This is a genomic window from Pseudomonas sp. LFS074, from assembly GCF_047978165.1.
GTDB classification, from domain to species: domain Bacteria; phylum Pseudomonadota; class Gammaproteobacteria; order Pseudomonadales; family Pseudomonadaceae; genus Aquipseudomonas; species Aquipseudomonas putida_P.
The window spans coordinates 3,357,215-3,383,578 of record NZ_JBFPFV010000001.1 but is presented as its reverse complement, the minus strand read 5'-3'; the positions used below and the strand labels follow the sequence as shown (position 1 = coordinate 3,383,578).

Here is a 26,364-nt window from a genome sequence, read left to right as displayed (position 1 = left end):
CATGTCGACTATTAATGACCACTGATGGTCTAACGAGCAAAGCCCGGATAAAGTCAGTGGTAATTAGAGGTTCACAAAGGCGAGGTATGCGATGTCCCGCATGATCCGTTTCCACAAGTTCGGCGCTGCCGATGTGCTCCGTTGCGAGGAGCAGGCCGAACCGTCACCCGCTGTCGACGAGGTACAGATCCGCGTCGAGGCGATTGGCGTCAGCTGGTATGACGTGCTTTGGCGCCAGAACCTGGCACCATCCCAGGCACGCCTGCCAGCGGGGATCGGCCACGAAATGGCTGGGGTGGTGACTGCGGTCGGTGAAGGGGTCGAAGACATTGCCGTCGGTGATCGGGTTGCCAGCTTCCCGGCCACCAGTGCCAACGACCACCCGGTGTATGGTGATGTCATCGTGCTGCCGCGCACTGCCATTACCCGCTACCCGGATGTACTCACCCCCATTGAGGCCAGCGTGCACTATACGCCGCTGCTGATCGCCTATTTCGCCTACGTCGACCTGGCGCGGGCCAAGGCGGGTCAGACTGCGTTGGTCACCGATGCCAGCCATTGCGCCGGCCCTGCTTTCGTGCAACTGGGCAAGGCACTGGGGCTGAAAGTGTTCGCCGCCACCAAGGAAGCGGAGCAGCGTGAGTACCTGCTGGGCCTGGGTGCCGACAAAGTGATCGTTACCGAAGAGCAGGACCTGCTGCTGCAGATTGGCAAGTACACCGATGGCCGTGGCGTGGACATGGTCCTCGATGGCATGGGTGGGCCGCAGATGTCGCTGCTGGGTGATGTGCTGGCACCGCGTGGTAGCCTGGTGCTGTATGGCCTGCAAGGCGGCAACCAGACGCCGTTCCCGGCCTGTGCGGCATTTCAGAAGAACATTCAGTTCTATGTCCACTGCATCGGCAATTTCACCGGCAAACCAGAACTTGGTATCAGCCAGGATCAGGTGGCACTGCAGCGTGCCTTGCGCGATATCAACCAGTTCACTGCCGACCAGTTGCTGACACCGCAGATCATCAAGGTGTACCCGTTCGAGCAGGTGGTGGAGGCGCATCGCTATATGGACCAATGCCCGTGTGGCGGACGTGTGGTGCTGGACATGGCACAACACTGACGGTTCTTTGTGTTATCGGAAAGCCCGGGCAGCGTCCCGGGTTTTTTTATGCGTGGGGTAAAATGATTTAAGTCTTAAAAAGTAGGAGCGTTCCTACAATTAAATACGACATGGACTACATTCTGGTCGATGACTTTCGGGGTGTTGGAAATATTGCGCCAAGTATTCAGGCTTGAACTCTTTTTCTCTGGGGTGCAATGTGGGGTCGCACTTTTGCTGAATGGTTTTTTTACCGTGAACTGTGTCTTCAATTCGCTCTGAATTCCTCTCGATAATGGCCCAATGATAGTTTGCGCAAGGAGCGTGGAATGAGCATGGCTATGCCTGGAGTAGGGCGGTGTGTGGCAGCGGCTGGCCGTCGCAGTGGTGGTTATTTTTCGATGGCTTGGCGACAGTGAAGGGTTACGTCATTACTTTCATTTTGTTGTAGGAAATTTCTTCTGGAAAAGTTCAGGGTATGTCGACGCGCCAGTGTTTGGCTCGGCATTCGCTGGCTGCATGAAGTTGATGAGGTGATTTCGTGACTGCTATTCACGACCAGGCAATGCATTATATCTACCAGCAAGTGCTCGAACGCTTGCTGAGCCACATGTCCCAGGCACAACGTGCTTCCCTGCAGTTGCTGATACAACGGCTGCTGGTTGCTGCCGGCGGGCCCGAATACATCGGTACCTTCCGTTTGCAGGTATTGCAAGGCAGTGATCCCCAGGGCATCCGGCTGCTGGCCATGCTGCGTGCCGCGCAACTGAGTATTGCCCTGCGTGCCCCGGAGACCTTCCAGTTGCGGGTGCTGGTGGTCAGCCTGCCGGTTGTCGATGGTGCCACGCTGGAGGCTCACGAGCGCAGTTTCAGCGCCTTGTTCATGCAGGATGACCCGCGGGTGCAATTGCAGATGATCGAGGGGTGCACGGTTGTGCCGTTCAGCCGTCGGCCCTCGGCAACGCCCGAGCATTGGCTACTGGCAAAGGACGCCATGTTGATGTTCGGCCACCTGATCGATGCCAGGCCCGAAGCCCTGCTGGGTAGCCGCTTGCACCTGGAACTGGCGGGTGCCGTTGGTTTTGCGCTGCTGGCAGAGGCGCCCGCCGATGCATTGGTCACGGCTATACCCGCCTTTCAGCGCCGTCGATACCTGGCGTGGGCGAGGCGTAGCCTGCGCCTTGCCGGGGAGCGCGGTCCGTATGCGGTACACCAGTGCCTGGCGGCGCTGGTGAATGGCTTGGGCCGGTTACATGGCGCTGCCGGTGGCGCGCAGGGTAGCCTGGTAGAGCCGGCATTGGGTGCTGCACCGGAAGGGGCGACGGTGCGGCTGTTAGCCCTTGATGACTTGCTGCCGCACTTGCTTGAAGAGCAGCCGCTTGATGCCATGCTGGGGTGTGGTTTCGAGGCCGTCCCGGATGCTTTGCCACTGTCGGAATTCGTCGACTCGCTAACCATGGCACAGTTGCACCAACTGCGTGCGCGCAGTCTGGAGCCACAGGCTGGTCGTCCAGCGCTGCGGCTGGCAGGGCAGGTGGCCGGTAGCAAACAGCGCGAGGCACATCAGTTGCAACTCGGCAAAGCCTACGGCATCAATCAGACCCAATTGGTGTGCTTGCTGTTCAGCCCCTTTGCCAGGCAGGGGAAAAATCTCGAGCGGTTCTTGCAGTGTCGGCATGCCGACATGCTGGTAGCGTTGCCGTACCTGCACAGGGCCTTGCAAGGCAAACCCTGCCCCGATGCGGTAAAAGCCTGGTTGGTGAACACAAGTGGCATGCCGCTGGGCCAATTGCGGGCGATTTATGCCGGGCAGTTGCCGCTGACTGCCTGGCGTCTGCTTAACTATCTGGCCCGCCGCGATGTGCACCTGAGGTTGTTGCCGCGGCAGGCGTCGGGGCGGCGGCGCGGCTTTGTGGGGCTGCCTTGATGGGGCGAGCGACCGCCGGCGAGTTCGCGTATCGCAAGGTGTATCGCTACCTGGAAGCATTGATCGATCAGGCTGCTGGCGATGGCCCATGCCGGTTACCGTCATTGCGTGCGCTGTCCCGGCGGCTGCGGGTGTCGTTGGCCACGGTACAGAATGCCTATAGCCTGCTGGAAGAAGAGGGCCGCGTGCACTGCCGGCCGAGGTCGGGCTATTACGTGGATAACGCTGGCAAAGAACAGGCCGTGGCTACGCACAGGCAGCCTCCCTTGCCGGCGCAGCCGCTGTTGGAGCGCATTCTGCTAGGCCACGAGCGGCGCCTGGCCCGCCAACGTGACTGCAGCGTTGCACCCTGGGATGCGCTTGGCAGCACCCGATTGCGCAATGCCATTGCTGAACGCTATACCCGCTCCTCCAGCCAGTACTGGCGTGCCGATGATGTGCAACTGGCCCCCGATGTGCTGGCGTTGATCGAGACACTGCTCGCGGCGCTGGCCTTGCATGGCGGTACTGTGCTGGTACATTCGCCCTGTTGCTGGCAGGTTTTACGCGCCTTGGCGCGTGCTGGCATGCGCGTATTGGAGGTGCCACTGGATGCTCAGAGCAACCCAGACCTGCCTGCCTTGGCCAGGTTGCTGGGGAGCGAGCCGGTAAACATGCTGGTCATGCCATCGTGCCTGGGCATGCCACAAGGGCGGCTGCTTTCACCGTACTATCAGCAGCAGCTTGGTCTATTGCTTGGCCAGTACCCTGTGTGGTTGCTGGAAAACGACCTGGACAGCGAACTCTGTTACAGCGGGCCACCGAACAAACGCTTGCGCGACTGGGTGGACCCGCGTTGGCTGTTGGTGATGGGCACGTTCGAGGCTGCGGTGGGGCCCGAAGCGCCGTATGCCTATTTACTGAGCCGTGACGCCGAGTTGGCCAAGGCGTTCGCCGAGCGAGCATTTCGGCTGGCGCCGCTACGCTTGCAGGCGCTTGCGCACATGCTGGGCAAGGGGGAAATCGAGACGCAATGGGTACAGTTACGCCTGGACCTGCAAAGGCGCACGCAATGCCTGGCGCGTGTGCTGGCGTTGCAATTCGGCCAGCGGGTGGTGCTGGAGATGCCGCAAGGCGGGCAGATGCTGTGGGTGCGCTTCCGTCAGCCGCTGGTGTGGGAGGGTATTAACGCAGCGTTGGCAGGCTCACCGTTGCATGTGCTGTCCGGCGAGCAGTTCAGCCTGCAGGGGCGCTACACGCAATACCTGGCATTGATGTGGTTGGGGGGGCACCCGGATGATCTGCAACAGGCGGTAACGCGCTTGGCACAGGCGTTGGAGCCGCGTTGCGGGCGTCGTACTCGCAACCTGTAGCAGTAGCCTTGTGCTGCGAAAGGGTCGGCATGCCAAATAACTGCATGAGGCATTCATGGCTTTTTCGTAACACAAGGCTGCTCCTGGCAGGGGCGTGAAATTGCGTACTACTTAGTGTTGTTCCTGCCCTTGGCGCAAACGGGTACTGACCAGTGCCGCCAATACGAGCAATGCTGCAATGATCCATAGACCATGGCGGGTGCTACCGGTGGTCTGCTCGATCAACCCCATCACCGACGGCCCGACGAAGCCACCCAACAGGCCACAGGTGGTGACGAAGGCCAGGCCCGCCGCCAGTGCGTTACCGCTCAGACGGCTGGAGGGGAAGACAAAGATGATCGACTGCACCACGAACAACATCAGTGCGGTAAGGGAAAAACCGATCAGGCCAATGAAGGAGCTGCTCAGCGATGCCAGCAGCAACCCGGTGGCCATGGTCAACAGGCCGAAGAACAGCAGCGTGCGGCAGCGGCGCGGTGAGGTGGCCAGGCGTGGGAAGGTGGCGGCGCCTATGGCAGCGGCAATCCAGGGCACTGCTGTCAGCAGGCCGACCTGGAAGGGTGATAGGGCAGCGTAGGTGCTGATGATGCCGGGCAGGAAGAAAATCACCGTGTAGATGGTGATCTGGTGCACGAAGTACACCCCGATCGCCAGCCAGATCTGCCGGTCGCGGAACATCTGCCCCAGCTTGCTCTGCTGCGGTGCGGCAGCCCGTTCGGCGGCCAGGCGGCGTTCGATGTCCTGGGCGTCGGCGGCCGACAGCCAGGGCGCCGAGGCCGGGCCGTCCGGCAGCTTTTTCCACACCACGAAGGCCAAGGCCACGGCAGGCAGGCCCTCGAGCACGAACAGCCACTGCCAGCCGTGCCAGCCCAGCACACCATCCATTTCCAGCAGGGCACCGCCCAGCGGGCCACTGAGGATGTTGGCCAGGCACACGCCCAGCAGGAAGTAACCGGTGGCGCGGGCGCGCTGTTCGCGGTCGAACCAGTAGGTCAGGTACAACATTACACCGGGGAACAGGCCCGCTTCGGCCACCCCCAGCAACAGGCGCATGATGTAGAACGACGTTTCACCCTGGACGAAGGCCATGCCCGCCGAGAGCAGGCCCCAGGTAATCATGATGCGGGTGATCCAGAAGCGCGCGCCCACCCGGTGCATGATCAGGTTGCTGGGCACTTCGGCCAGGGCATAGGTGAGAAAGAACAAGCCAGCGCCCAGGCCATAGGCTGCTGCCGAAAGGCCCAGGTCGATGCCCATGCTCGCTTTCGCCAGGGCGATGTTGGTGCGGTCAAGAAAGCTCATCACGTAGACGACGATGAGCAGTGGCATCAATCTGCGTAGCAGCAAGCTGTTCAGGCGCTGTTCGTTCGTGGCGGCAGGGGCCGAAGCCGCTGCGCGGGTGAGGGTTGTCATTGTTTTTTTCCCCATGAAAAGTGCTGGTGGCGTGCCGTGTGGCCACGGCACACCCAGGTCTGTGGGTCAGGAGCGGTTGATGTCGAGCCACACTGCGCCATTGGGGTACTGGTAGCGCTCCAGGGTCTCGGCGTGCATTTCAATGCTGTAACCGGGGCGTTGTGGCGGCATGTAGCGCCCGCGTCGGATCACCACCGGGTCGATGAAGTGCTCGTGCAGGTGGTCGACATACTCCAGCACCCGGTTGTGCAACGAGGCCGACACCGCGATGTAGTCGAACAAGGCAATGTTCTGCACATATTCGCACAGCCCGACGCCACCGCCGTGCGGGCACACCGGCACGTCGTACTTGGCCGCCATCAGCAGTACGATCAGCACTTCGTTCAGGCCACCCAGGCGGGCTGCGTCCAGCTGGCAGAAGTCCAGCGCACCGGCCTGGAACATCTGCTTGAACATCACCCGGTTATGGCAATGCTCACCGGTGGCCACGCCAATCGGCGCGATGCGCTGGCGTATGGTGGCGTGGCCGAGGATGTCGTCGGGGCTGGTCGGCTCTTCGATCCACAGTGGTTCGAAGGCAGCCAGGCGGCGCATGTTGGCAATAGACTGCTCCACGCTCCACACCTGGTTGGCGTCCATCATCAAGGTGCGGTCCCAGCCAATTTCTTCGCGCAGGATGCTGGCGCGGCGGATGTCCTCTTCCAGGTCGGCACCGATCTTCTGCTTGATATGGGTCCAACCGTCTGCCACGGCCTCGCGGGCCAGCGTGCGCATTTTCTCTTCGCTGTAGCCCAGCCAGCCCGGTGCAGTGGTGTAGCCTGGGTAGCCTTCACGCAGCATCTGCGCCTCGCGCTGGGCTTTGCCCGGTGCCTGACGGCGCAGCAGGGCGATGGCTTCTTCGGGTGTGAGCACATCGGTGACGTAGCTGAAGTCCAGGCAGTGCACCAGCTGTTCGGGTGTCATGTCGGCCAGCAGCTTCCAGACGGGCTTGCCCTCGTGCTTGGCCCACAGGTCCCATACGGCATTGATGATGGCGGCAGTGGCCAGGTGGATCACGCCCTTTTCCGGGCCCAGCCAGCGCAGCTGGCTGTCGCTGACGGTAAAGCGATGCCAGAAAGCGCCCATGTCGGCGGTGATTTCTTCAAGGGTAAGGCCGACGATAAGGGGGGCCAGCGACTGCACCGCTGCCGCGCAAATCTCGTTGCCACGGCCGATGGTGAAGGTCAGGCCGTGGCCTTCAAGGGCTGCTGCGTCAGTGTGCAGCACCACGTAGGCCGCCGAATAGTCGGGGGCGCTGTTCATGGCGTCGGAGCCATCCAGCGACAGCGAAGTGGGGAAACGGATGTCACGAACGCTCAGGTGGGTAATACGTATGCTCATGGTCGGCTCTTGTTCTGTTCAAGCACTGGGAGCGCTGACTGTAGGTTGTCGAGCGATACAGGCATAATCGCCAAATCTTAACCAGCGATACCGGATTCGATATGTCTCGCTCGTCAACCGACAACACCCAGGTGCCTGCCAGCCTCGGCGCACTGAAGATCTCCAGCCGGCAGATCACGTTGCTCAATGCCTTGGGCGAATTCGGCAACCTGCGCCGTGCGGCGGCCGCGATGCACACCACGCAACCGGCTGCCAGCCTGTTGCTGCAGCAGCTCGAGGAGCGCCTGGGGGTGCGTTTGTTCGAACGCCTGCCACGGGGTATGCAAGCGACGCTGTATGGCGAGGTGATGATCCGCTATGCGCAGAACGCGTTGCATGAGTTCGAGCATGCCCAGGCGCAAATTGCCGAACTGGCGCGCGGGGCTTCCGGCCTGGTGCGGGTGGGCAGCGTCATGGGCCCGGTACCGGGTGTGCTGACCAAGGCGGTGCTGGCCTACAAACGCGACCACCCCAACGTGCGCATCGCCTTGGAAGTAGGCACCAGCGATACTTTGCTGCCCGCCTTGCTGCGTGGCGACTTCGACATGGTGGTGGGGCGCCTGCCGGACCAGAGCGACAGCCAGGCGTTGAACATCGAGCTGTTCGAAGGCGGTGAACAAATGCGCGTGATTGCCCGCGCAGGCCATCCCTTGGCTACAGTCGCCTGCCTGCAGCTAGCCGATCTGGTGCACTTGACCTGGATTCTGCACCCCATCGGCAGCCCGATGCGCCGCCGCGTCGAAAGCGCATTGCAGGCCGGGGGCATGGTGCAGTCGCTGGATATCGTCGAAACCGCCTCGATCCTGGCGACCACTGCCATGCTCGAAGCGTCTGAAATGATCGCGGTGGTGCCCAATGACGTGGCCCAGCACTATGCCCGCTATGGCATGGTCGCCATCCTGCCCGTGGAACTTCCTCTGGCCATGGCCAACCTTGGCGTGCTGACCCTGCGTTCGCGGCCCAACTCGGTTGCCCTCGATACCTTGCTGGGCTATTTGCGCGCTCAATAACTTTCACCCGCACGAGGCCCTGCGTCTATGCCGCCGGACATGACCCATTCCAGTTTTTGCAACTGGATCCGCTACAAGCACCTGGTGCTGATCGATACCCTGGCGCGCACGCGCAACATGCACGCTACTGCCACACGCATGAACCTCAGCCAACCAGCACTCAGCAAGATGCTGCGTGACCTTGAGGAGCAGTTCGGCTTTGCCCTGTTCGAGCGCCTGCCACGCAGCATGCCGCCCACCGAGCTGGGTGAATACGTGGTGCGTTACGCCCAGGGTGCGCTGGCCGAGTCGCAACAGTTTGTCGACCAGGTCAACCGCCTGCGTAACGGCGGGCATGGCTTTATCCGCGTTGGTGGGATCTTTGCCGCAACCGCCTTGGTGCTGCCGCAGGCCATCGCCGCCATCAAGGCACGCAGCCCATTGCTGTCGATTGAAGTGGTGGAGCATTCCAGTGATCACCTGCTGACCATGCTTGAGCAGAACAAGCTGGACATCATGATTGGCCGTTTCACCGAAGAGCGTTTCAGCCAACTGTTCGACTTCCAGCCGCTGGAGCCCGAGCCCTTCAGCCTGGTAGTGAACAGCGAGCACCCGCTCAACCAGCTCGACAGCACGCCACTGGAAGCACTCGGCGACTGGCCGTGGGTGCTGTACCCGGTGGGCACGCCGATCCGCAACCGCCTGGAGCAGGCGTTTCGGGTGGCCGGTATCGCAACGCCCGCCGACAGCGTGGAGACCATCTCCATGCCGATGTTCCTGCAACTGCTGCAATCAGCCCCGATGATCGCCATGTTACCGCGCTCGATGGTTGCTGCGCAGTTGGCCAGCGGGCAGTTCAAGGAGCTGCACAGCCCCTTGCATGTGCCGGCGCTGGAGTATGGTGTGGTCACCCGCAAGGATGAACCGCTGAGTGCTTCGGCCCGCGCGTTTGTCGAGATCTTGCTGGAGGGCGCACAACGTCGCAGGGCAGCGCTAGCATAGGAAGCGGGGGGCTGCTGCACGACCCAATGGCCCCCATAGTCGATTGAAGATTTCGCACCGATATCTTGTTGCGATAACGCCAGGTTATCGTTCGATCGGATCATCTCATTGGGAATGTTGCGCAAGGCTTCTTACAGTGGCGACAGCCATAACAAGAAGTCAGCCGCACCGCCCTGAGAGGTCCCATGCAACTGATTGCCAAATCCGGTGACCCAGCCGTCATCCGCCTCAACCCGCTGGACAATGTGCTCATTGCTCGCCAGGCCCTGCCGCAAGGGCTGCGCCTGGATGCCGAGGCGATCACCGTGCGCCAGCCAATTCCCTCGGGCCACAAGCTCGCCACCGAGCGTGTGGAGCAGGGCCAGCCGCTGCGCCGTTATGGGCAGATCATCGGCTTCGCTTCGCAGGCTATCGACGCTGGGGACCATGTCCATGTGCACAACGTGCAGATGGGCGATTTTGCCCGTGACTATGCCTTTGGTGTCGATACCCGCACTCAGCCGGGCAGCACCGCACAGTTTCAGGGCATCGTGCGCGCCGATGGCCGGGTCGCTACCCGCAACTACATCGGCATTCTTACCTCGGTGAACTGCTCGGCGACCGTGGCCCGCGCCGTGGCCGACCATTTTCGCCGTGACATCCATCCCGAGGTGCTGGCCGACTATCCGAACATCGACGGCGTGGTGGCCCTGACCCACGGTGCCGGTTGCGCAGTGGACCCCAGCGGCGAAGCCCTTGGCCTGCTGCGCCGCACCTTGGCCGGGTATGCCGTTCACCCCAACTTCGCTGCCGTGCTGATCATTGGTTTGGGCTGCGAAACCAACCAGATCGAAAGCCTGCTGGAAACCCAGGGCCTGCAGGCCAGCGCGCAACTGCGCGCATTCACCATCCAGGGGATTGGTGGCACGTCGAAAACCATCGCAGCCGGTATCGCACAGGTCAAGACGCTGCTGGCCGAGGCCAATCAGGTGCGGCGTCAGCCGGTCAGCGCCCGGCACCTGGTGGTCGGCCTGCAGTGTGGCGGCTCCGATGGTTACTCGGGGATTACCGCCAACCCGGCATTGGGCAATGCTGTCGACCGCCTGGTGGCAGCCGGTGGCACCGCGATCCTCTCCGAGACCCCGGAAATCTACGGTGCCGAGCACTTGCTGACGCGCCGCGCGGTAAGCCGTGAGGTGGGCGAAAAGCTGGTGGCGCGCATCCGCTGGTGGGAAGACTACTGCCAGCGCATGAACGCCGAACTGAACAACAACCCCTCGGCCGGCAACAAGGCAGGGGGGCTGACCACCATCCTCGAGAAGTCCCTGGGGGCGGTGGCCAAGGCTGGCTCCAGCAACCTGGTCGATGTGTACCAGTACGCGGAAGCCGTGCGTGCCCAGGGCCTGGTGTTCATGGACACCCCTGGCTACGACCCGGTATCGGCCACCGGTCAGGTGGCCGGGGGGGCCAACCTGATCGCCTTCACCACCGGCCGTGGTTCGGCCTACGGCTGTGCCCCGGCACCGTCGATCAAGCTGGCGACCAACAACCGGGTCTTCGAGCACCAGCAAGAGGACATGGACGTCAATTGCGGTGGCATCGCCGACGGCTCTACCAGTATCGAGGAGCGCGGCGCATTCATCTTCGAACAGATGCTGCGCATTGCCTCTGGAGCACGCAGCAAGAGCGAACAGCACGGCTATGGACAGAACGAATTCGTGCCCTGGCAGATTGGGGCAGTGACCTGATCGACCGCTCCCGTCCCCTTTTCGAGGTAACTGCCATGACTCAAAACACGCAGTACGACGCGCAAGCACTGACCACGTTTGTCGAGCGACTGTTCACCAAAGCCGGTGCCGATGCCGATGTCGCCCAGGCGGTGACCCGGGTGCTGCTCGAAGGCGAATTGCTCGGCCATCGTACCCATGGCCTGAACCTGGTCAGCCGCTACATCGACGGTATGCTCAGCGGGCACGTCAAGGCCCGCGCGCAGGCGCTGGAACAGGTCGCGGACAGTGGCATTTCCAGCTTGTTCGACGGCCATTATGTGTTGGGGCCGTATTGCGTCAGCCGGGCCCTGGACTGTGCGGCCAAGGGCGCGACCGCACAGGGCATCGGTATTGCAGTGGTGCGCCGTGCGGCGCATATCGGCTGCCTGGCTGCCTACCTCAAGCCCTACACCGACCAGGGCTTGGTGGCCATGGTTTACTCTTCGGACCCTTCGTTGGGGCTGGTTTGCGCCCATGGCGGCATTGACCCGGTGTACACCCCCAACCCGATTGCTGCCGGTATCCCGACCCAGGGCGAGCCGATTCTGCTCGATGTCAGCATGTCCACCGTCACCCTCGGCCTGGTCGGCCAATGCCGCGATGCCGGCAGCCGCCTGCCGCACCCGGTAGTGGTGAGCAATGAGGGGCAACTGAGCGACGACCCAGGTGATTTCTTCACTCGCCCGCAAGGCAGCATCCTGCCCTTGGGTGGCCAGGCCTTTGGCCACAAAGGCTTCGCCCTGGCGCTGCTGGTTGAAGCCCTGACGTCGGGCTTGGGCGGCCACGGGCGCAAGGATGCACCAGAGCAGTGGGGTGCCTCGGCTACTGCCGTGGTCATCGACCCGCGCTTCTTTGGCGGCCTGGAAGCGTTCACCGATGAAACCAGCTTCCTGGGCCGACTGGTACTTGCCAGCCGCCCGCTCGACCCCGAGCGCCCAGTGCGTTTGCCTGGGCAAGCTGGCCTTGCCCTGCGTCGCCAGGCCCTGGAGCAGGGCGTGAATCTTTCGCCTCAGGTGGTGGCCGACCTTGACCGCCTGGCCGGGCAGTTGCAACTGCCGGCACTTTCCCATTGATGCACATTAAGGGTACACCGATGACTGAACGATCGAACGCCAATCAACCGCTGACGCTAAAACATGATGCCAGCGTGTTCGATAACGGCAGCTGGGTAGGGCGGGTCTGGTTGCCGGACCAAGGGCCGGCGGTAGTGCTGGTGAAAGGCGGTGCCGTCTACGATATCAGCACCCACGTGGCGACTGTATCGGCCCTGCTGGAAGTGGCCGACCCGGTGGCCTACCTGCGTGCCTTGCCGTTGGCCGAACCCTTGATTGCGTTGCCGGCATTGCTGGGCAACAGCGACCCCGCCCAGCGCGACCCACGCCAACCCTGGCTGCTGGCGCCGATCGACCTGCAAGCGGTAAAGGCCGCAGGCGTGACCTTCGCCACCAGCCTGCTGGAGCGTGTGGTGGAAGAACAGGCCAAGGGCGACCCGGCCAAGGCTGACGCTATCCGTGACACCCTGGCCAGCCGCATCGGGGCCGATTTGTCGCAGATCGTACCTGGCTCGGCCCAGGCCGAAGCGCTACGCAAGGTGCTGGTAGAGCAGGGCCTGTGGTCGCAGTACCTGGAGGTGGGCATCGGCCCGGATGCCGAAGTGTTCACCAAGGCCCAGCCGCTGTCGGCCGTTGGTCACGGCGCCGACATTGGCATCCACCCCAAGTCCAGCTGGAACAACCCAGAGCCCGAAGTGGTACTGGCGGTGTCGAGCGATGGCAGCATCAAGGGCGCCATGCTCGGCAACGACGTCAACCTGCGTGACTTCGAAGGGCGCAGCGCCTTGCTGCTGTCCAAGGCCAAGGACAACAACGCGTCCACTGCACTGGGCCCGCTGCTGCGGCTGTTTGACGAAAGCTTTGGTCTGGACGATGTGCGCGCCGCCGAGGTGGACCTGCGGGTCGAAGGCATGGACGGTTTCATCCTGTCCGGGCGTAGCTCAATGCGGCAGATCAGCCGTGACCCGCAAGACCTGGTGCAGCAAACCCTCAACGAGAATCACCAATACCCCGACGGCCTGGTGCTGTTCCTCGGTACCCTGTTCGCTCCCAAGCAGGACCGCGATCAGCCGGGTAACGGCTTTACCCACAAACCGGGTGACGTGGTGAGCATCAGCAACCCGCAACTGGGTACTCTGTGCAACCGCGTGACCACCAGCGATCTGGCACCGCAGTGGGCCTTTGGCCTGCGCGCGCTGATCGACAACCTTGGCCAACGTGGCCTGTTGGAGGTTGCAGCCACCGCGCGCCAGTTTTGAACGACACGCTGCGTCAGGGAGGGGCGCAGCAGCATCGAGGGATCGTCAAGGCGCTGATAGCGCGGCAACAATAATAAGAAAGGTCATCACATGAACCCTATGAAGAAGTACCAGCGCATCACCGTCGTGTTCCTGCTGCTGATCGGCATCGTCAACTACCTGGACCGTAGTGCGCTGTCGATTGCCAACACCTCCATCCAGAAAGACATGATGATCAGCCCGTCGCAGATGGGCATTCTGTTGTCGGCGTTTTCCATTGCCTATGCCTTTGCCCAATTGCCCATGGGCATGATCATCGACCGCCTGGGCAGCAAGATCGCCTTGGGTGCCTCGTTGCTGGGCTGGTCGGTAGCCCAGGCAGCGTTTGGCATGGTCAACAGTTTTGCCGGATTCATGGGCCTGCGGGTATTGCTGGGGATTGGCGAGGCGCCGATGTTCCCATCGGCGGCCAAAGCCTTGTCGGAGTGGTTCGACGCCAACGAACGCGGCACCCCGACCGGCGTGGTCTGGTCGTCGACGTGCCTGGGCCCATGCCTGGCGCCACCCTTGCTGACGCTGTTCATGGTCAACTTCGGCTGGCGCGGCATGTTCATCATTACCGGTGTGATCGGCGTGGTACTGGCGGTGTGCTGGCTGACCTTCTACAAGAGCAAGGCCCGTTACCTGGCAGAGCTTGCGGCCGAAGGCAAGCCATTGCCGGGCGAGCACCAGGCGCCGGTAACCGCTGCAGCCACGCCGAAGGCATCCTACTTCGCCGGCTGGCTCGACCTGTTCAAGCACCGCAGTACCTGGGGCGCGGTGCTGGGTTTCATGGGGGTGATCTACATGCTCTGGTTGCACCTGACCTGGCTGCCAGGCTACTTCGAGCGTGAACATGGGCTGGACCTGTACAAGACCGCCTGGGTCGTGTCGCTGGCCTACGGTTTTGGTGCCGCGGGTACCATCGTTGCCGGGCGCTTCTGTGACTGGCTGGTAAAGCGTGGCATGAGCGTGCTGGGTGGCCGCAAGTTCAGTGTCATCACCGGCCTGGTGCTGGCCGCGCTGTTCACCTTGCCCCTGTCCTTCGTCACCGGCCTGACCGGCTGCATCATCCTGCTGTGCCTGGCGCTGTTCAGCATCAACATGGCCAGTGCCACCGCCTGGATGATCGTCAACACCATTGTCGACAGCCAGCGCGTGGCGTCGTTTGGTTCGATCCAGAACTTTGGCGGTTACATCGCCGGTTCCGTGGCACCGATCGTGACCGGGTTCAGCATCCAGTATTCGGGCTCGTTCACCACGGCGTTCATGATCAGCGCGGTGGTGGCGTTGTGCTCGGCAGTGGCGTACTTCCTGCTACTGCAGGCGCCGATCGGCAGTGCCAAGGTCGAGGCAGAGGGGATGGTTCCAGCAACCAAGTAGTTTGATACGTCACGCAACCCCTGTAGGAGCGGCCTTGTGTCGCGAAAGGGCCGCCAAGCGGCCCCAGTGATATTGGCGTTGTTCTCGATATCCGGGGGCTGCTGCGCAGCCCATCGCGACACAAGGCCGCTCCTACACAAAGCACCATCGAACTGACCCACGGCGCTTGTCAGGCATGCTTGTCTGTATGTATAACCAGTGCCTGTTACCGCAAACTGACCTTAATCCGTGATCGCCCATTCCGTCGACGACCCGTTCTACTACCTGTTCAACTTCCGCCAGGTTGTGCTGTGGGTCGAACAGCGCTACCAAGACCTGCTCGATGACCAGGAACTGGCTTTCATCCGCGCATTCAGCCAACTGCAAGCACCAGCCCAAGCCTTGATGGTGCGTATGGTCATGCGCAAAGGCGAGTTGTTTCGCAGCGACCGGCTCGACTACGTCGAAATCGGCGACACTGCGCTGGCGCTGCAGCCATTGCAGGCCCTGGGCTGGGTGCGGGAGCCCGAACAACTGGAACTGGAGCAGCTGTTCGCCTTGCTACGCAAGGACGAACTGGCCCGTTGTTTCGCCCGACAACTGAGCCGCCCGCGTGCCGCCAAGCATGAGCTGTTGGCACAGCTGAAGCCACTGGAGCTGGCGGCCCGGCCTTTGGCCGAATGGTTTCCCGACAGCGAGGTGCGCATCCTTCAGTGGTGCTTGCAGCCTCTGTGCGACCGGGTGCGTTTGTTGTTCTTCGGCAACCTGTACCAGGACTGGTCAGACTTCGTCCTCGCCGACCTTGGCCTGCTGCGCTACGAGCAGGTGCCGTTCAGCAGCGATTCCCGAGCCTTGCAACGGCGTGACGAGCTCGACCTGGCCATGGCGTTGCACCAGTGCGCCGAGCGCCTGGAGCAGGGTGGCGACCCAGTGTCGATCCTCGCGACCCTGCAAGGGCTGCACAGTGAAAACCCTTGGCTGGCCCGGCGCCATGCGCGGCTGCAATTCGCCTTGGGCCAACAATGCGAGCGCCAGGGTGACTGGGATCTGGCCATGGCCGTGTACGCGCAGTGCGACCATGCCCAGGCACGCATTCGCCAGGTGCGGGTGCTGGAGCGCAGCGAACAGTGGCCCCAGGCCCATGCACTGGCGCTACAGCTGGCTGCGGCACCGGCCAATGCGCTGGAAGTGCAGGCCCTGGAACGGATGCTGCCACGCCTGGCCCGCAAGCTTGGCGGCCCGCCACAGCGGCGCCAGCGTGTCGCGCCGCTGGAGCTGATCGAACTTGAACTGCCCCGCGAGCACGCGGCACTGGGCGTGGAAGAAGCCGTGCGTCAACACCTGGCGCTAGAGGGGGGGCAGGCACATTATGTGGAGAACACGTTGTTCAACAGCCTGTTTGGCCTGTTGTGCTGGGAGGCCATCTTCGCCCCGGTGCCCGGCGCATTCTTCAACCCGTTCCAGGCTGCGCCACAGGACCTGCACGACAGCGACTTCCAGCAACGGCGCAGTGCACTGTTCCAGCGCTGCCTCGGGCGGCTCGATGACGGCAGCCATCACCAGGCGATTCTCGACTGCTACAAGGGCAAGCAGGGCCTGCAGTCGCCGTTCGTGTTCTGGTCCATGCTCAGCGAAGACCTGCTGCAACAGGCTTTGGCTTGCCTGCCGGCCGCCCAACTGAAGCAGTGCTTTCTGCGCCTGCTGCAGGACATTCGCAGCAACCGCGCCGGCATGCCGGACCTGATCCAGTTCTGGCCCGAGCAGGGCCTTTATCGCATGGTCGAGGTCAAGGGGCCCGGTGACCGTCTGCAGGACAACCAACTGCGCTGGCTGGAGTTCTGCAGGCAACACGGCCTGCCCGTCGCGGTGTGCCATGTGCGCTGGAGCGAAACGCCTTGAGCTACAGCGTGGCAGTGCGTGCCTTGTGCGAGTTCAGCGCCAAGGTCGGTGACCTGGACCTGCGTTTCACGCCGTCGCCCACCGCCCAGGAAGGCATTGAAGGGCATCAGCGGGTAGTGGCCCGGCGAGCTGCGGGCTACGAGTCCGAAATCACCCTCGAAGGCCAATTCGAAACCCTCAAGGTGCGGGGCCGCGCAGACGGTTATGACCCTGGCAGCAATCGCCTGGAAGAGATCAAGACGCACCGAGGCGACCTGGCGCGTCAGCCGGCCAATCACCGCCAGTTGCACTGGGCACAGGCCAAGGTCTATGGCTGGCTGATGTGCCAGGCACGCCAACTGCCGAGCATCGAGGTGGCGCTGGTGTACCTGGACGTGGACAGCGATGGCCAAACGTTGTTCAGCGAGCACTACACGGCTGCCGAGTTGCGGGAGTTCTTCGAAATCCAATGCCAGCGCTTTCTCGGCTGGGCCCACTATCAGCATCGACGCCTAGGTGATCGTGATCAAGGCCTGCAGGCACTGAGCTTCCCCTATCCACAATTCCGCCAGGGCCAACGGCAGCTGGCCGAAACGTTGTACAAGGCGGTGAGCACCGGCCGTTGCCTGATGGCCCAGGCCAGCACTGGCATTGGCAAGACCCTAGGCACCTTGTTCCCGCTACTGAAGGCAATGGTGCCGCAACAGCTGGACAAACTGTTCTTCCTCACCGCCAAGACCCCAGGCCGGGCGTTGGCCCTGGACGCCATCCGTCAGATCACCGATGCCACGCCGCAACCTGCCTTGCGCACACTGGAGTTGATCGCCCGCGACAAAGCCTGTGAGTACCCGGACAAGGCTTGCCATGGCGAATCCTGCCCATTGGCTGCGGGTTTCTACGACCGTTTGGCGGCAGCACGCGAGGCTGCGGCCGCACAGCCGTTGCTCGACCGCGCCAACCTGCGCGAAGTGGCGTTGGCACACCAGGTATGCCCGTACTACCTGGGCCAGGAGATGGCGCGCTGGGCCGACGTGCTGGTTGCCGACTACAACTACTACTTCGACGCGCATGCCTTGCTGTTTGGGCTGACCCAGCTCAACCAGTGGCGCGTAGCGGTGCTGGTGGACGAAGCGCACAACCTGGTCGAGCGTGGGCGCGGCATGTACAGCGCCAGCCTTGACCAAGGGCAACTGCTGGCCTTGCGCCAGAGCAAACCGCCCGGGCTGGTCAGTGCGCTGGACCGCCTAAACCGGTACTGGAACGCGCTGTATAAAGAGCAGCGTGCGCCGTACCACGCCAGCGAGTCGCTGCCCGACGGGCTGTTGCGTGCTTTGCAGCAGTGCATCGGGCTGATTCAGGAGCAAATGAACCAAGCGCCGGCACACGTGGACCCGCAGGTATTGCAGTTCTTCTATCAGGCCTTGCAGTTCAGCCGGGTTGCCGAACTGTTCGATGAGCACTTCCTGTTCGACATCAGCCAGCGCCAGGGCACGCGCAAACGGCGGCTGGCCACACTGTGCCTGCGCAACGTCACCCCGGCGCGCCTGCTGGCCCCACGTATGCAGGCGGCGCGCAGTGTGACGCTGTTTTCCGCCACGTTGAGCCCACGGCACTTCTACAGCGACCTGCTAGGGATGCCCGCTGACACCGCCTGGCTCGAAGTGTCCGCGCCGTTTCGCGCCGAACAGCTGGAAGTACGCATTGCCAGCCAGGTGTCCACCCGCTACCAGCAGCGCCAAGCCTCCCTGGCACCTATCGTCGAGCTGATTGCCCGACAGTATGAGCGCATGCCGGGCAACTACCTGGCGTTCTTCAGCAGTTTCGAGTACCTGCAACAGGTGGCCCGGCTGTTGGCCGAGCAGCATGGCCAGATTCCACTGTGGGCTCAGGAACCGGGCATGGACGAGGCGGCCCGCCAGGCATTCCTCGATCGCTTTGTCGCCGATGGCCGAGGTGTGGGCTTCGCCGTATTGGGCGGTGCTTTCGGCGAAGGGGTGGACTTGCCAGGCACGCGGTTGATCGGCGCGTTTGTCGCCACCTTGGGGTTGCCCCAGGTCAACCCGGTCAACGAACAGTTCAAGCAGCGCCTTGGGCGGCAGTTTGGCGCGGGGTTCGACTATGCCTATCTCTACCCGGGCGTGCGCAAGGTGATCCAGGCGGCTGGCCGGGTTATCCGTGGCGACCAGGACCGCGGGGTGTTGGTGCTTATTGACGAACGTTTCGCTGAGCCCAGGGTTCAGCAAATGTTCCCTGGGTGGTGGCCGGCGGCTATCGTCTAGCGGTTTCTTGCCTTGGGCGATCACTCGCAATCCGACTGACTTGTAGGACGTATCTGAATTTCAACGGGTGACGATTACAACTCCCTTGCTGATGTTAGGTTTTCCAACCTGGACCATGCACAGGGAGTTTGTTTATGCGAGCCAATCTGGAAGGACAAGGTCAGGCAGTCGACGCATTGCCTGGTACGCTGGAGCCTGGCTTTTACGTGGTTCCTCGACGCATGTCGTTCCCCCAGGTGCTGCTGCAACTGGCCGAGCACGCTGCCACGTTGCCGATTTCCCTGTTACAGCGGCTCAACCCGACGTTCGAGCAAGGGTTCAAGGCAGGTGAAATCTTCGTCATGGGTGACCCTGACAACGAACATGCCTGGGGGCGCGAGGAGCGAGAACTGATGGCAGCTGCACAGCACGCGCGGTACGCGCTGAAGGTGCTCGATTTCGCTGAAGCGGACTTCATGATGCAGCACCAGGCCGATATCGCCGGTTTGCTCGGCAACGCCAGCCTGTCCATGGGCGTGGGGAGGGACAAGCTGGATCAAGGCTTGGAGCGGGTCATTCATACATTGATGCGTATCGAGCAATTGCACATCAACTACAGCCCGGCTTTCTTTGCCGAACGCCGGCAGTTACTACAGCAGTTGGATGATCAGCTGAAGGCGGCATTCCTTAACAAGCAGGTGAATCTGGGGCGCTATGAACGGCTGAAGAATCGTTTGAATATTTCGACCAAGTGCCTGGTGCACCATTGGTCGAAAGCGGGAGGCCCGGGGCAGATTGCGGGGTATGCGACGCATTTGGATAAGGTGGCGCGGCTCGGTAAGTACCTTAAAGAGGGTGGGCATGCTGCAATTGGGCTCGGAGGTACTTCGTCTTGCATGAACATTCAGAAGGTTTGCCGGGCCGGTGAGACGCAGGTGTGCAGAAAGATCCGAATGACAGAGGCAGTTAGTTTTGCCGGAAGCCTTGGGTTAAGTGCGCTCGTTTCCACTGGCGCTGGATTGGCCGCCGGTACGTTATGCGCGGCTTTTGCGGTTGGGGCTGGCGGCATCAGCGTTCCAGTGTGTGGGATTCTACGGGTCGGAGCTGAAGGGGCTGTTGGCGGCCTCGAGAGGGAAGTGCTTGGTGAGAAGGTAGGTGAATTCATCTACGCGGCTACAAGCGATTGACGTTAACGACTGGCCCATTTCGGCGAGCCCGTTAGCCCGGCATGCCGTCTGTCCTCGGCTGCAACAGGATGGGGAGATAATGGCGCAGGAATAGCAGCAGTGCCAGGCACCAGCACAGTGCCGAAAGGCTAACCCCCAGCGATGAGAACAGCGGCAGAACCACCCGCGCCAAGGTCGCCAGTTGCATCAGGGCAAAAGCCCAAACCATGCTGGTTGGCACCTGCAATGGCCTGCCGGTGTGGCCCAGGCTGACCCGCGCCATCATGGCCAGGATCAGCCCGGTCATGGCCCCGACCGTCAGGGCATGGGTCACCAGGCTAGGGTTCAGTGCCACCCCGGCGTGCCACAGTGCCATGCCCAGGCAGGCGAGGGCGATCCAGGCGTAGGCCAGGTGCAGCGACCACAGCAGCGGTACGTGCCACAGGCCACGGTCGTGCCACAGCACCAGGCGGGCCGAGTGCAGCGTGAACAGTGCAAAGAACAGCACCGCCAGGCTGGCACGCGGTGTATCGGCAAGGCCACTGACAAACGCCAAAGGTACGGCCACGCTGAACAACAAGCAGGCCCGGTCCAGCCATGGGCGGGCAGGGGCCGCGCTCATGTTGCCCAGGCCTCGGCGGGTAAAGAACGGAATGACCCGGCCGCCGAGCACGGTCATCATCGCCGCCACCAGCCACAACCCGGCAAACACGCCCCGGCGTTGCCACAGTTCGTCCTGGCGCAGCCAGCCGGCCAAGGTTAGCCACTGGCAGGCGGCGATCAACATTACCAGGCCGACGATCGGGTAATTGTTGCGCAGGCGCCGTTGCACGATCGGTCGCGCCAGGCTAAGCGCCACCAGCGGAAGGAAGCTGCCTTCGATCAGCACCAGCAAGCCACCCGGTAACGGCAGGAACCAACTTGCCCGGCCCAGCAGCCAAAGCAGGAACACACCCTGCAGCGCCCGCCCGCTCAAGCCAGGGATGCCACTCCAGTTCTGCACGGCGGTCAGCAGGAAACCCGCGATAATGGCAGCGGCGAAGCCGTAAAGCATTTCGTGGCGGTGCCAGGCGAGCATGCCGCCCGGCGGGGCAGGGGCCAGCGCCCCGGTCAGTACACCGACCCACAACAACAAGGCGACCAACGCAAATAAACTGCCCCCCAGGAAGAACGGGCGAAAACCTAGGCCCCAGACGGCCTGGCGTGGGCGTGAAGCGATCGGTTGCACGAGCATGGGCGGTCCTTGGTTCGTTCAGTAGGCTTCAGTTGGGGTAAGATCACGATCCGTGCCAGTTGCAAAGCCCTTGAATATCAAGGTGATGGCACTGCTCAGGGTCCGAATGACATGCGCGTTTCGCGGTCATTGGGACTTGCATGTATGTCGTTTTGACTTGCTTCAGGGTTTGCCGGTTTGCTCCCGGCTGACGCTTCGCTACAGGATTCACGCTTTGTCCGACCTCTCGAAAAATCCGCTGCTGCAGTACATGGCCCGCCTGGCCCCATCCAGCCAGCAAACCATGCGCTACATCCTTCAGGACGCCGCCGATCGGCTCGGCTTTGTCGACTGCAACATCGTCGATGTGCCCTGGCATCGGCTCGAGCCCGGCCATGTGATCGCGCTGGTGGCGGCGCTGCGGGCCGACGGTTACGCGCCCAACAGCTCATCGCTGTATGTCAACGCGATTCGCGGGGTGATGAACGAGGCCTGGCGCCAAGGCCTGATCGACCATGAGCTGCTGTTGCGCATTCGCGAGGTCAAACCGGCCACGGGCACCCGCCTGCCGCCAGGGCGCAACCTGCGGCGCAGCCTGATTCGCGAGTTGATGGACGTGTGCGCGGCCGACCCCAGGCCACAGGGGGTGCGTGACGCGGCGATCATTGCCTTGCTGTACGGCACAGGCATGCGCAAGTCGGAGTCGGTCGACATCGACCTCGACCAGGTCGACTTCCAAGCGCGCAGCTTGCAGGTGGTGGGCAAGGGCAACCACCAGTTGGTCAAGTACGCACCGCCGTGGGCGTTCGAGAAGTTGCAAGCCTGGCTTGACCTGCGCCGCCAGGACCTGCCTGCCGGGGCGGAAGATGACCCGTTCCTGTTCAACCGCATCCGTCGTGGCAGCCACATCACCCGAGCGCGAATCACCAAGCATGCGATCTACTACATCGCCCGCCAGCGCGGCGCGCAGGTGGGGGTGAAGATCATGCCGCACGACTTCCGCCGGGCGTTCATTACCCGTGTGATCGAAGAGCACGACCTGTCGATCGCGCAGAAGCTGGCGCACCATGCCAATATCCAGACCACGGCCATCTATGACCGGCGTGATGACAACGAGCGCCGGCGTGCGGTGGACCGCTTCGACTACTGAGCTTTGATTGTTTGGGCTGCAGAGCAGCCCCATCTGCACGTATAGCACCGAAACAGGGCCCAAGCGCGCCCCCGCTTTGTGCGCCATCTCCTGTATGCCCGATGCCAGAGCGGTCGCGGCAAAAGTTTCATCATCGTTCACCTGCGAAGTTGGCCCGCAACCTGCTATATCCAGCCTGCGAATTTGATCGAGTGGTCAGGCCGTGCGCGCTAGCAGCCGCCCGCGCCGTACCCTCTAAACGGCCAGCAGGCCACGTATTTCAGGGGCCGCAGGATGTCGCTCGCGGAGCAGATCGAACAACAACAAGGCGATGCGGGCTGGAGCGCTCACTTGCAACTGCGCTTTGTCCAGCGTGGCGACGTGACCCGCCTTGGTGCGTGGAAACATTTCGGACCTCTTTTGGTGCAGCGGCCTTTCTATCCCGAAGGTTCGCCGTGCCATGTCTATGTATTGCACCCACCGGGAGGCATCGTCGCCGGCGACCGCCTGGAGCTGAACATTCACCTGGAGCCGGGCAGCCACGCGCTGCTGACCATGCCCGGCGCCAGCAAGTTCTACCGCAGCATCGGCCCGACCGCGCGGCTGACCCAACGCTTTCACCTGGCCGCTGGCAGCACCCTGGAGTGGTTGCCGCAGGACAGCATCTTCTTCTCGGGCGCCCGCGCCAGCCTTGCCAGCCGTTTCAGCCTTGAGCCGGGCGCCCGCCTGCTGGCCTGGGAAACCCTGTGCCTGGGCCGCCCGGTCATGCACGAGCGTTTCGACCACGGCACCCTGTACAGCCTGTTGCACATCGAACTGCCCGACGAGGTTGGCCTGCATGAGCGCCTGCGTATCGCCGGCGGGCATCTGGACAAGCTTGGCGGGCATCCGCTGCTTGCCACCTTCTGTGCCGCACCGGCCGATCAGGCCGTGCTGGAGCAGGTCCGCTCATTGCTCGACGAACTGGGCAACCCGGCTGGCGCGACCCTGCTCGGGTCGCTGCTGGTGATCCGCCTGCTCGACCACGACAACCAACACCTGCAACGCACCCTGCAACGCCTGTGGCATGTACTGCGCCCGGCCATCCTCGGCCTGCCATCCTGCCCACCGCGTATCTGGGCCACCTGAGAGAGCCCCATGGAGCTTACCCCGAGAGAGAAAGACAAACTGCTGCTGTTCACTGCCGCGCTGCTGGCCGAGCGTCGCCTGGCCCGTGGCCTGAAGCTCAACTACCCGGAAGCGGTGGCGCTGATCAGTGCCGCTGTGCTCGAAGGTGCCCGCGATGGCCGGACGGTCGCCGAGCTGATGAGCCTGGGGCGCGAGGTGCTGACCCGTGAGCAGGTGATGCCCGGTATCGCCGAAATGCTCCACGACGTGCAGGTCGAAGCGACCTTCCCGGATGGCACCAAGCTGGTGACCGTACATGACCCCATCGTCTGAAACTACCAATGAGGGCAGCATGATCCCAGGTGAAGTCCAGGTCGCCGCAGGCGACATCGAGTTGAACAGTGGCCGTGAAACGGTCACTACAACGGTGGCCAACCATGGTGACCGACCGGTGCAGGTCGGCTCGCACTACCACTTCTTTGAAGTCAACGAGGCGCTGGTGTTCGACCGTGCGCCAACCTTGGGCTTTCGCCTGGATATACCGGCCGGCACGGCCGTGCGCTTCGAGCCGGGCCAGGCACGCACCGTGCAACTGGTGGCCTATGCCGGAAAACGTGAGGTGTACGGCTTTCAGGGCAAGGTGATGGGCGCGCTGGAGGGCAGGGCATGAGCCGTATTTCCCGCCAGGCCTATGCCGACATGTTCGGCCCTACCGTGGGCGACCGCGTGCGTCTGGCCGATACCGCACTGTGGGTTGAGGTAGAGAAGGACTTCACGGTTTATGGCGAAGAGGTGAAGTTCGGCGGCGGCAAGGTCATCCGCGATGGCATGGGGCAGGGCCAGATGCTGGCTGCCGAGGCCATGGACCTGGTGCTGACCAATGCCCTGATCATCGACCACTGGGGCATCGTCAAAGCCGACATCGGTATCAAGCACGGGCGCATCGCGGTGATCGGCAAGGCCGGCAACCCCGATGTGCAGCCAGGGGTGAACGTGCCGGTCGGGCCGGGGACCGAAGTAATCGCGGCCGAGGGCAAGATCGTCACCGCCGGTGGGGTGGACTCGCATATCCACTTCATTTGCCCGCAGCAGGTGGACGAGGCCCTGAACAGCGGTGTCACCACGTTCATCGGCGGCGGCACCGGGCCTGCCACCGGCACCAATGCCACCACTTGCACGCCGGGCCCCTGGTACCTGGCGCGCATGCTGCAGGCCGCCGACAGCCTGCCGATCAACATCGGTTTGCTCGGCAAGGGCAACGCCTCGCGGCCTGAAGCGCTGCGAGAACAGATCGCGGCCGGTGCAGTTGGCCTCAAGCTGCACGAGGACTGGGGCTCGACGCCAGCGGCCATCGACTGCTGCCTGGGCGTGGCCGAGGAAATGGACATCCAGGTCGCGATTCACACCGACACCCTCAATGAGTCGGGCTGCATCGAAGACACCTTGGCGGCCATTGGCGACCGCACCATACACACCTTTCACACCGAGGGGGCCGGTGGCGGCCATGCACCGGACATCATCCGCGCGGCGGGGCAGGCCAACGTGCTGCCGTCCTCGACCAACCCGACCCTGCCGTACACGATCAACACCGTGGACGAGCACCTGGACATGCTCATGGTGTGCCATTCAGGCGGCGATGGCTTGCCGGGCTGCCTGCCCCGGCTTGATTCCTAATGCCGCAAACGTTTGCGGATCAATATCGATCCAGCATGCGACCACCAGACGTCCGTCCACCTGCTTCGGCGGGCCTGCGCGGTGCGCGTGTATGCCGATCCGGCGGAACAGCCGCTCCATGCTCGCGAACGTCACGCCGATCAGCTGCCGCGCGCCGAGCTGCGCCGCGCATTCGACCACGGCCGCGAGCATCGGCCGCACGGCCCACTCGGCATTGCCCGACCCGCCTTCGTCGTCGGTCGCCGCGAACCTGGACAGCTCCCAGACGGCCGCCGATTGCGGCAGCGGCATGTCTGCGGCGATCAGGTCGGCGAACAGCGACTGCAGCAGATACGGGCGCGTCGTGGGCAGCAGGCGCGCACATCCGCACACGTCGCCGCCGGCATTTCGCGCGAACACGTACACGGTATCGTCGCGATCGAACTGGTCGCGCTCGAAGCTTTCGTTCGCCGACGGGAGCTCCCAACCGAGTTGTTCGACGAACACGCGGCGCCGGTAGCGCCCGAGATCCGCTGCAAGTTCGTGTGGTAACCGCCCTTCTTCGTGAACGAAGGTCCGCATCACCTGGACCCGAGCATCGCCGAGGACGTGGCCTTTGCCGAATCGCGCATCCGCCGCGAGACCATCGCCGCCGAGGACATCCTCCACGACATGGGCGCCTTTGCCATGACCTCGTCCGACTCCCAGGCCATGGGCCGGGTTGGCGAAGTGGTGCTGCGCACCTGGCAGGTCGCGCACCAGATGAAACTACGCCGTGGGCCGTTGGCACCGGACACCTATTACAGCGACAACTTCCGGGTCAAACGCTACATCGCCAAGTACACCATCAACCCGGCACTCACCCATGGCATCGGCCACGAAGTGGGCTCGGTGGAGGTGGGCAAGCTGGCCGACCTGGTGCTGTGGTCGCCGGCTTTCTTCGCGGTCAAACCGGCCCTGGTGCTCAAGGGCGGGATGATTGTCACGGCGCCGATGGGCGACATCAACGGCTCCATTCCAACGCCACAGCCGGTGCACTACCGGCCGATGTTCGGCGCGTTGGGCGCGGCACGCCATGCCACGCGCATGACCTTTCTGCCCCAGGCTGCCATGGACCGTGGCCTGGCCGAGGAACTGAACCTGCGCAGCCTGATTGGCGTGGTCAACGGCTGCCGTCGGGTACGCAAGCCCGACATGGTCCACAACACCCTGCAGCCCCTGATAGAAGTCGATGCGCAGACCTACCAGGTGCGTGCCGATGGTGAGCTGCTGGTGTGCGAGCCGGCCAGCGAACTGCCGCTGGCCCAGCGTTACTTTCTGTTCTGA

At 63.0% G+C, this 26,364-nt stretch carries 20 protein-coding genes and 2 pseudogenes; 18 read left to right on the top strand and 4 right to left on the bottom strand.

The genetic code is table 11. The features are described from left to right. The first annotated feature begins 91 nt into the window (after positions 1-91). The 3 genes from ACNQP3_RS15480 (at position 92) to ACNQP3_RS15470 (ending at position 4,372) form a co-directional block, all read left to right on the top strand. The gene (locus ACNQP3_RS15480; RefSeq protein ID WP_264316157.1) at positions 92-1,114 is read left to right on the top strand and encodes a zinc-dependent alcohol dehydrogenase family protein; all 1,023 of its coding nucleotides are present in this window, start codon (positions 92-94) and stop codon (positions 1,112-1,114) included. A gap of 520 nt (positions 1,115-1,634) precedes the next feature. Beyond that, the gene (locus ACNQP3_RS15475; protein ID WP_264316156.1) at positions 1,635-3,020 is read left to right on the top strand and encodes a hypothetical protein; all 1,386 of its coding nucleotides are present in this window, start codon (positions 1,635-1,637) and stop codon (positions 3,018-3,020) included. Further along, a complete protein-coding gene (locus ACNQP3_RS15470; protein ID WP_264316155.1) occupies positions 3,020-4,372 on the top strand; it encodes a GntR family transcriptional regulator in 1,353 nt (450 codons plus the stop codon). The genes ACNQP3_RS15475 and ACNQP3_RS15470 overlap by 1 nt, the downstream gene beginning before the upstream one ends. A gap of 111 nt (positions 4,373-4,483) precedes the next feature. Here the strand turns inward: ACNQP3_RS15470 and ACNQP3_RS15465 are convergent, their stop codons facing one another. Both ACNQP3_RS15465 and ACNQP3_RS15460 read right to left on the bottom strand, forming a co-directional pair. Further along, on the bottom strand, positions 4,484-5,785 hold the full coding sequence (locus ACNQP3_RS15465; RefSeq protein WP_012272576.1) for an MFS transporter: 1,302 nt from the start codon (positions 5,783-5,785) through the stop codon (positions 4,484-4,486). A 66-nt stretch (positions 5,786-5,851) separates the two neighbouring features. Beyond that, positions 5,852-7,165, bottom strand: a complete 1,314-nt coding sequence (locus tag ACNQP3_RS15460; protein WP_012272575.1) for an L-fuconate dehydratase — start codon at positions 7,163-7,165, stop codon at positions 5,852-5,854. Between the two features lie 101 nt (positions 7,166-7,266). On the opposite strand from ACNQP3_RS15460, the gene ACNQP3_RS15455 reads away from it, so the two are divergent. From ACNQP3_RS15455 to ACNQP3_RS15415, 9 genes are all read left to right on the top strand, one after another. Continuing rightward, complete coding sequence (locus tag ACNQP3_RS15455) at positions 7,267-8,214, top strand: LysR family transcriptional regulator (RefSeq protein WP_012272574.1); 948 nt, start codon at positions 7,267-7,269, stop codon at positions 8,212-8,214. 27 nt (positions 8,215-8,241) lie between these two features. Next, on the top strand, positions 8,242-9,195 hold the full coding sequence (locus tag ACNQP3_RS15450) for a LysR family transcriptional regulator (protein WP_012272573.1): 954 nt from the start codon (positions 8,242-8,244) through the stop codon (positions 9,193-9,195). A 185-nt stretch (positions 9,196-9,380) separates the two neighbouring features. Beyond that, on the top strand, positions 9,381-10,922 hold the full coding sequence (locus ACNQP3_RS15445; protein ID WP_012272572.1) for a UxaA family hydrolase: 1,542 nt from the start codon (positions 9,381-9,383) through the stop codon (positions 10,920-10,922). A 35-nt stretch (positions 10,923-10,957) separates the two neighbouring features. After that, positions 10,958-12,016 carry an Ldh family oxidoreductase gene (locus ACNQP3_RS15440; protein ID WP_060514097.1) on the top strand — a complete coding sequence of 353 codons (1,059 nt, stop codon included), beginning with the start codon at positions 10,958-10,960 and terminating at the stop codon, positions 12,014-12,016. A gap of 20 nt (positions 12,017-12,036) precedes the next feature. Then, entirely contained in the window at positions 12,037-13,254 is a 1,218-nt protein-coding gene (locus tag ACNQP3_RS15435; RefSeq protein ID WP_012272570.1) for a fumarylacetoacetate hydrolase family protein, read from the top strand. A 99-nt stretch (positions 13,255-13,353) separates the two neighbouring features. Beyond that, positions 13,354-14,655, top strand: coding sequence for an MFS transporter (locus tag ACNQP3_RS15430; RefSeq protein WP_049773234.1), 1,302 nt, complete (start codon positions 13,354-13,356; stop codon positions 14,653-14,655). A gap of 228 nt (positions 14,656-14,883) precedes the next feature. Further along, positions 14,884-16,533: a VRR-NUC domain-containing protein gene (locus tag ACNQP3_RS15425; protein ID WP_264316154.1), complete on the top strand. Its 1,650-nt coding sequence runs from the start codon at positions 14,884-14,886 to the stop codon at positions 16,531-16,533. Next, positions 16,530-18,791 (top strand): ATP-dependent DNA helicase, encoded by a 2,262-nt coding sequence (locus ACNQP3_RS15420; RefSeq protein ID WP_264316153.1) that lies wholly within the window; start codon positions 16,530-16,532, stop codon positions 18,789-18,791. The genes ACNQP3_RS15425 and ACNQP3_RS15420 overlap by 4 nt, the downstream gene beginning before the upstream one ends. A gap of 134 nt (positions 18,792-18,925) precedes the next feature. After that, the gene (locus ACNQP3_RS15415; protein WP_264316152.1) at positions 18,926-19,957 is read left to right on the top strand and encodes a hypothetical protein; all 1,032 of its coding nucleotides are present in this window, start codon (positions 18,926-18,928) and stop codon (positions 19,955-19,957) included. A 31-nt stretch (positions 19,958-19,988) separates the two neighbouring features. Here the strand turns inward: ACNQP3_RS15415 and ACNQP3_RS15410 are convergent, their stop codons facing one another. After that, a complete protein-coding gene (locus ACNQP3_RS15410; protein WP_264316151.1) occupies positions 19,989-21,170 on the bottom strand; it encodes an NnrS family protein in 1,182 nt (393 codons plus the stop codon). A gap of 214 nt (positions 21,171-21,384) precedes the next feature. On the opposite strand from ACNQP3_RS15410, the gene ACNQP3_RS15405 reads away from it, so the two are divergent. From ACNQP3_RS15405 to ACNQP3_RS15385, 5 genes and pseudogenes are all read left to right on the top strand, one after another. Continuing rightward, positions 21,385-22,299 carry a site-specific integrase gene (locus tag ACNQP3_RS15405; RefSeq protein ID WP_012272565.1) on the top strand — a complete coding sequence of 305 codons (915 nt, stop codon included), beginning with the start codon at positions 21,385-21,387 and terminating at the stop codon, positions 22,297-22,299. A gap of 273 nt (positions 22,300-22,572) precedes the next feature. Next, complete coding sequence (locus ACNQP3_RS15400) at positions 22,573-23,406, top strand: urease accessory protein UreD (protein ID WP_264316150.1); 834 nt, start codon at positions 22,573-22,575, stop codon at positions 23,404-23,406. 9 nt (positions 23,407-23,415) lie between these two features. Further along, the gene (locus ACNQP3_RS15395; protein WP_003253929.1) at positions 23,416-23,718 is read left to right on the top strand and encodes an urease subunit gamma; all 303 of its coding nucleotides are present in this window, start codon (positions 23,416-23,418) and stop codon (positions 23,716-23,718) included. 19 nt (positions 23,719-23,737) lie between these two features. Then, positions 23,738-24,055, top strand: a complete 318-nt coding sequence (locus tag ACNQP3_RS15390) for an urease subunit beta (protein ID WP_060493125.1) — start codon at positions 23,738-23,740, stop codon at positions 24,053-24,055. After that, positions 24,052-25,011 (top strand): annotated as a pseudogene (locus ACNQP3_RS15385) (urease subunit alpha); the annotation flags it as partial. The gene ACNQP3_RS15390 and the pseudogene ACNQP3_RS15385, both read left to right, overlap by 4 nt. Here ACNQP3_RS15385 and ACNQP3_RS15380 read toward each other — a convergent pair. Then, entirely contained in the window at positions 25,012-25,620 is a 609-nt protein-coding gene (locus tag ACNQP3_RS15380; RefSeq protein ID WP_131949441.1) for an acyl-homoserine-lactone synthase, read from the bottom strand. Here ACNQP3_RS15380 and ACNQP3_RS15375 point away from each other — a divergent pair. After that, positions 25,618-26,364, top strand: a pseudogene (locus ACNQP3_RS15375) (urease subunit alpha); the annotation flags it as partial. The gene ACNQP3_RS15380 and the pseudogene ACNQP3_RS15375 sit on opposite strands and share 3 nt — an antisense overlap.

Excerpts from the sequence above, each read along its gene's own strand:
- ACNQP3_RS15480 (WP_264316157.1), top strand. The coding sequence starts at position 92 with ATGTCCCGCATGATCCGTTTCCACAAGTTCGGCGCTGCCGATGTGCTC.
- ACNQP3_RS15470 (WP_264316155.1), top strand. The coding sequence starts at position 3,020 with ATGGGGCGAGCGACCGCCGGCGAGTTCGCGTATCGCAAGGTGTATCGC.
- ACNQP3_RS15465 (WP_012272576.1), bottom strand. The coding sequence starts at position 5,785 with ATGACAACCCTCACCCGCGCAGCGGCTTCGGCCCCTGCCGCCACGAAC.
- ACNQP3_RS15460 (WP_012272575.1), bottom strand. The coding sequence starts at position 7,165 with ATGAGCATACGTATTACCCACCTGAGCGTTCGTGACATCCGTTTCCCC.
- ACNQP3_RS15455 (WP_012272574.1), top strand. The coding sequence starts at position 7,267 with ATGTCTCGCTCGTCAACCGACAACACCCAGGTGCCTGCCAGCCTCGGC.
- ACNQP3_RS15450 (WP_012272573.1), top strand. The coding sequence starts at position 8,242 with ATGCCGCCGGACATGACCCATTCCAGTTTTTGCAACTGGATCCGCTAC.
- ACNQP3_RS15445 (WP_012272572.1), top strand. The coding sequence starts at position 9,381 with ATGCAACTGATTGCCAAATCCGGTGACCCAGCCGTCATCCGCCTCAAC.
- ACNQP3_RS15440 (WP_060514097.1), top strand. The coding sequence starts at position 10,958 with ATGACTCAAAACACGCAGTACGACGCGCAAGCACTGACCACGTTTGTC.
- ACNQP3_RS15435 (WP_012272570.1), top strand. The coding sequence starts at position 12,037 with ATGACTGAACGATCGAACGCCAATCAACCGCTGACGCTAAAACATGAT.
- ACNQP3_RS15430 (WP_049773234.1), top strand. The coding sequence starts at position 13,354 with ATGAAGAAGTACCAGCGCATCACCGTCGTGTTCCTGCTGCTGATCGGC.
- ACNQP3_RS15415 (WP_264316152.1), top strand. The coding sequence starts at position 18,926 with ATGCGAGCCAATCTGGAAGGACAAGGTCAGGCAGTCGACGCATTGCCT.
- ACNQP3_RS15410 (WP_264316151.1), bottom strand. The coding sequence starts at position 21,170 with ATGCTCGTGCAACCGATCGCTTCACGCCCACGCCAGGCCGTCTGGGGC.
- ACNQP3_RS15400 (WP_264316150.1), top strand. The coding sequence starts at position 22,573 with ATGTCGCTCGCGGAGCAGATCGAACAACAACAAGGCGATGCGGGCTGG.
- ACNQP3_RS15395 (WP_003253929.1), top strand. The coding sequence starts at position 23,416 with ATGGAGCTTACCCCGAGAGAGAAAGACAAACTGCTGCTGTTCACTGCC.
- ACNQP3_RS15390 (WP_060493125.1), top strand. The coding sequence starts at position 23,738 with ATGATCCCAGGTGAAGTCCAGGTCGCCGCAGGCGACATCGAGTTGAAC.
- ACNQP3_RS15380 (WP_131949441.1), bottom strand. The coding sequence starts at position 25,620 with ATGCGGACCTTCGTTCACGAAGAAGGGCGGTTACCACACGAACTTGCA.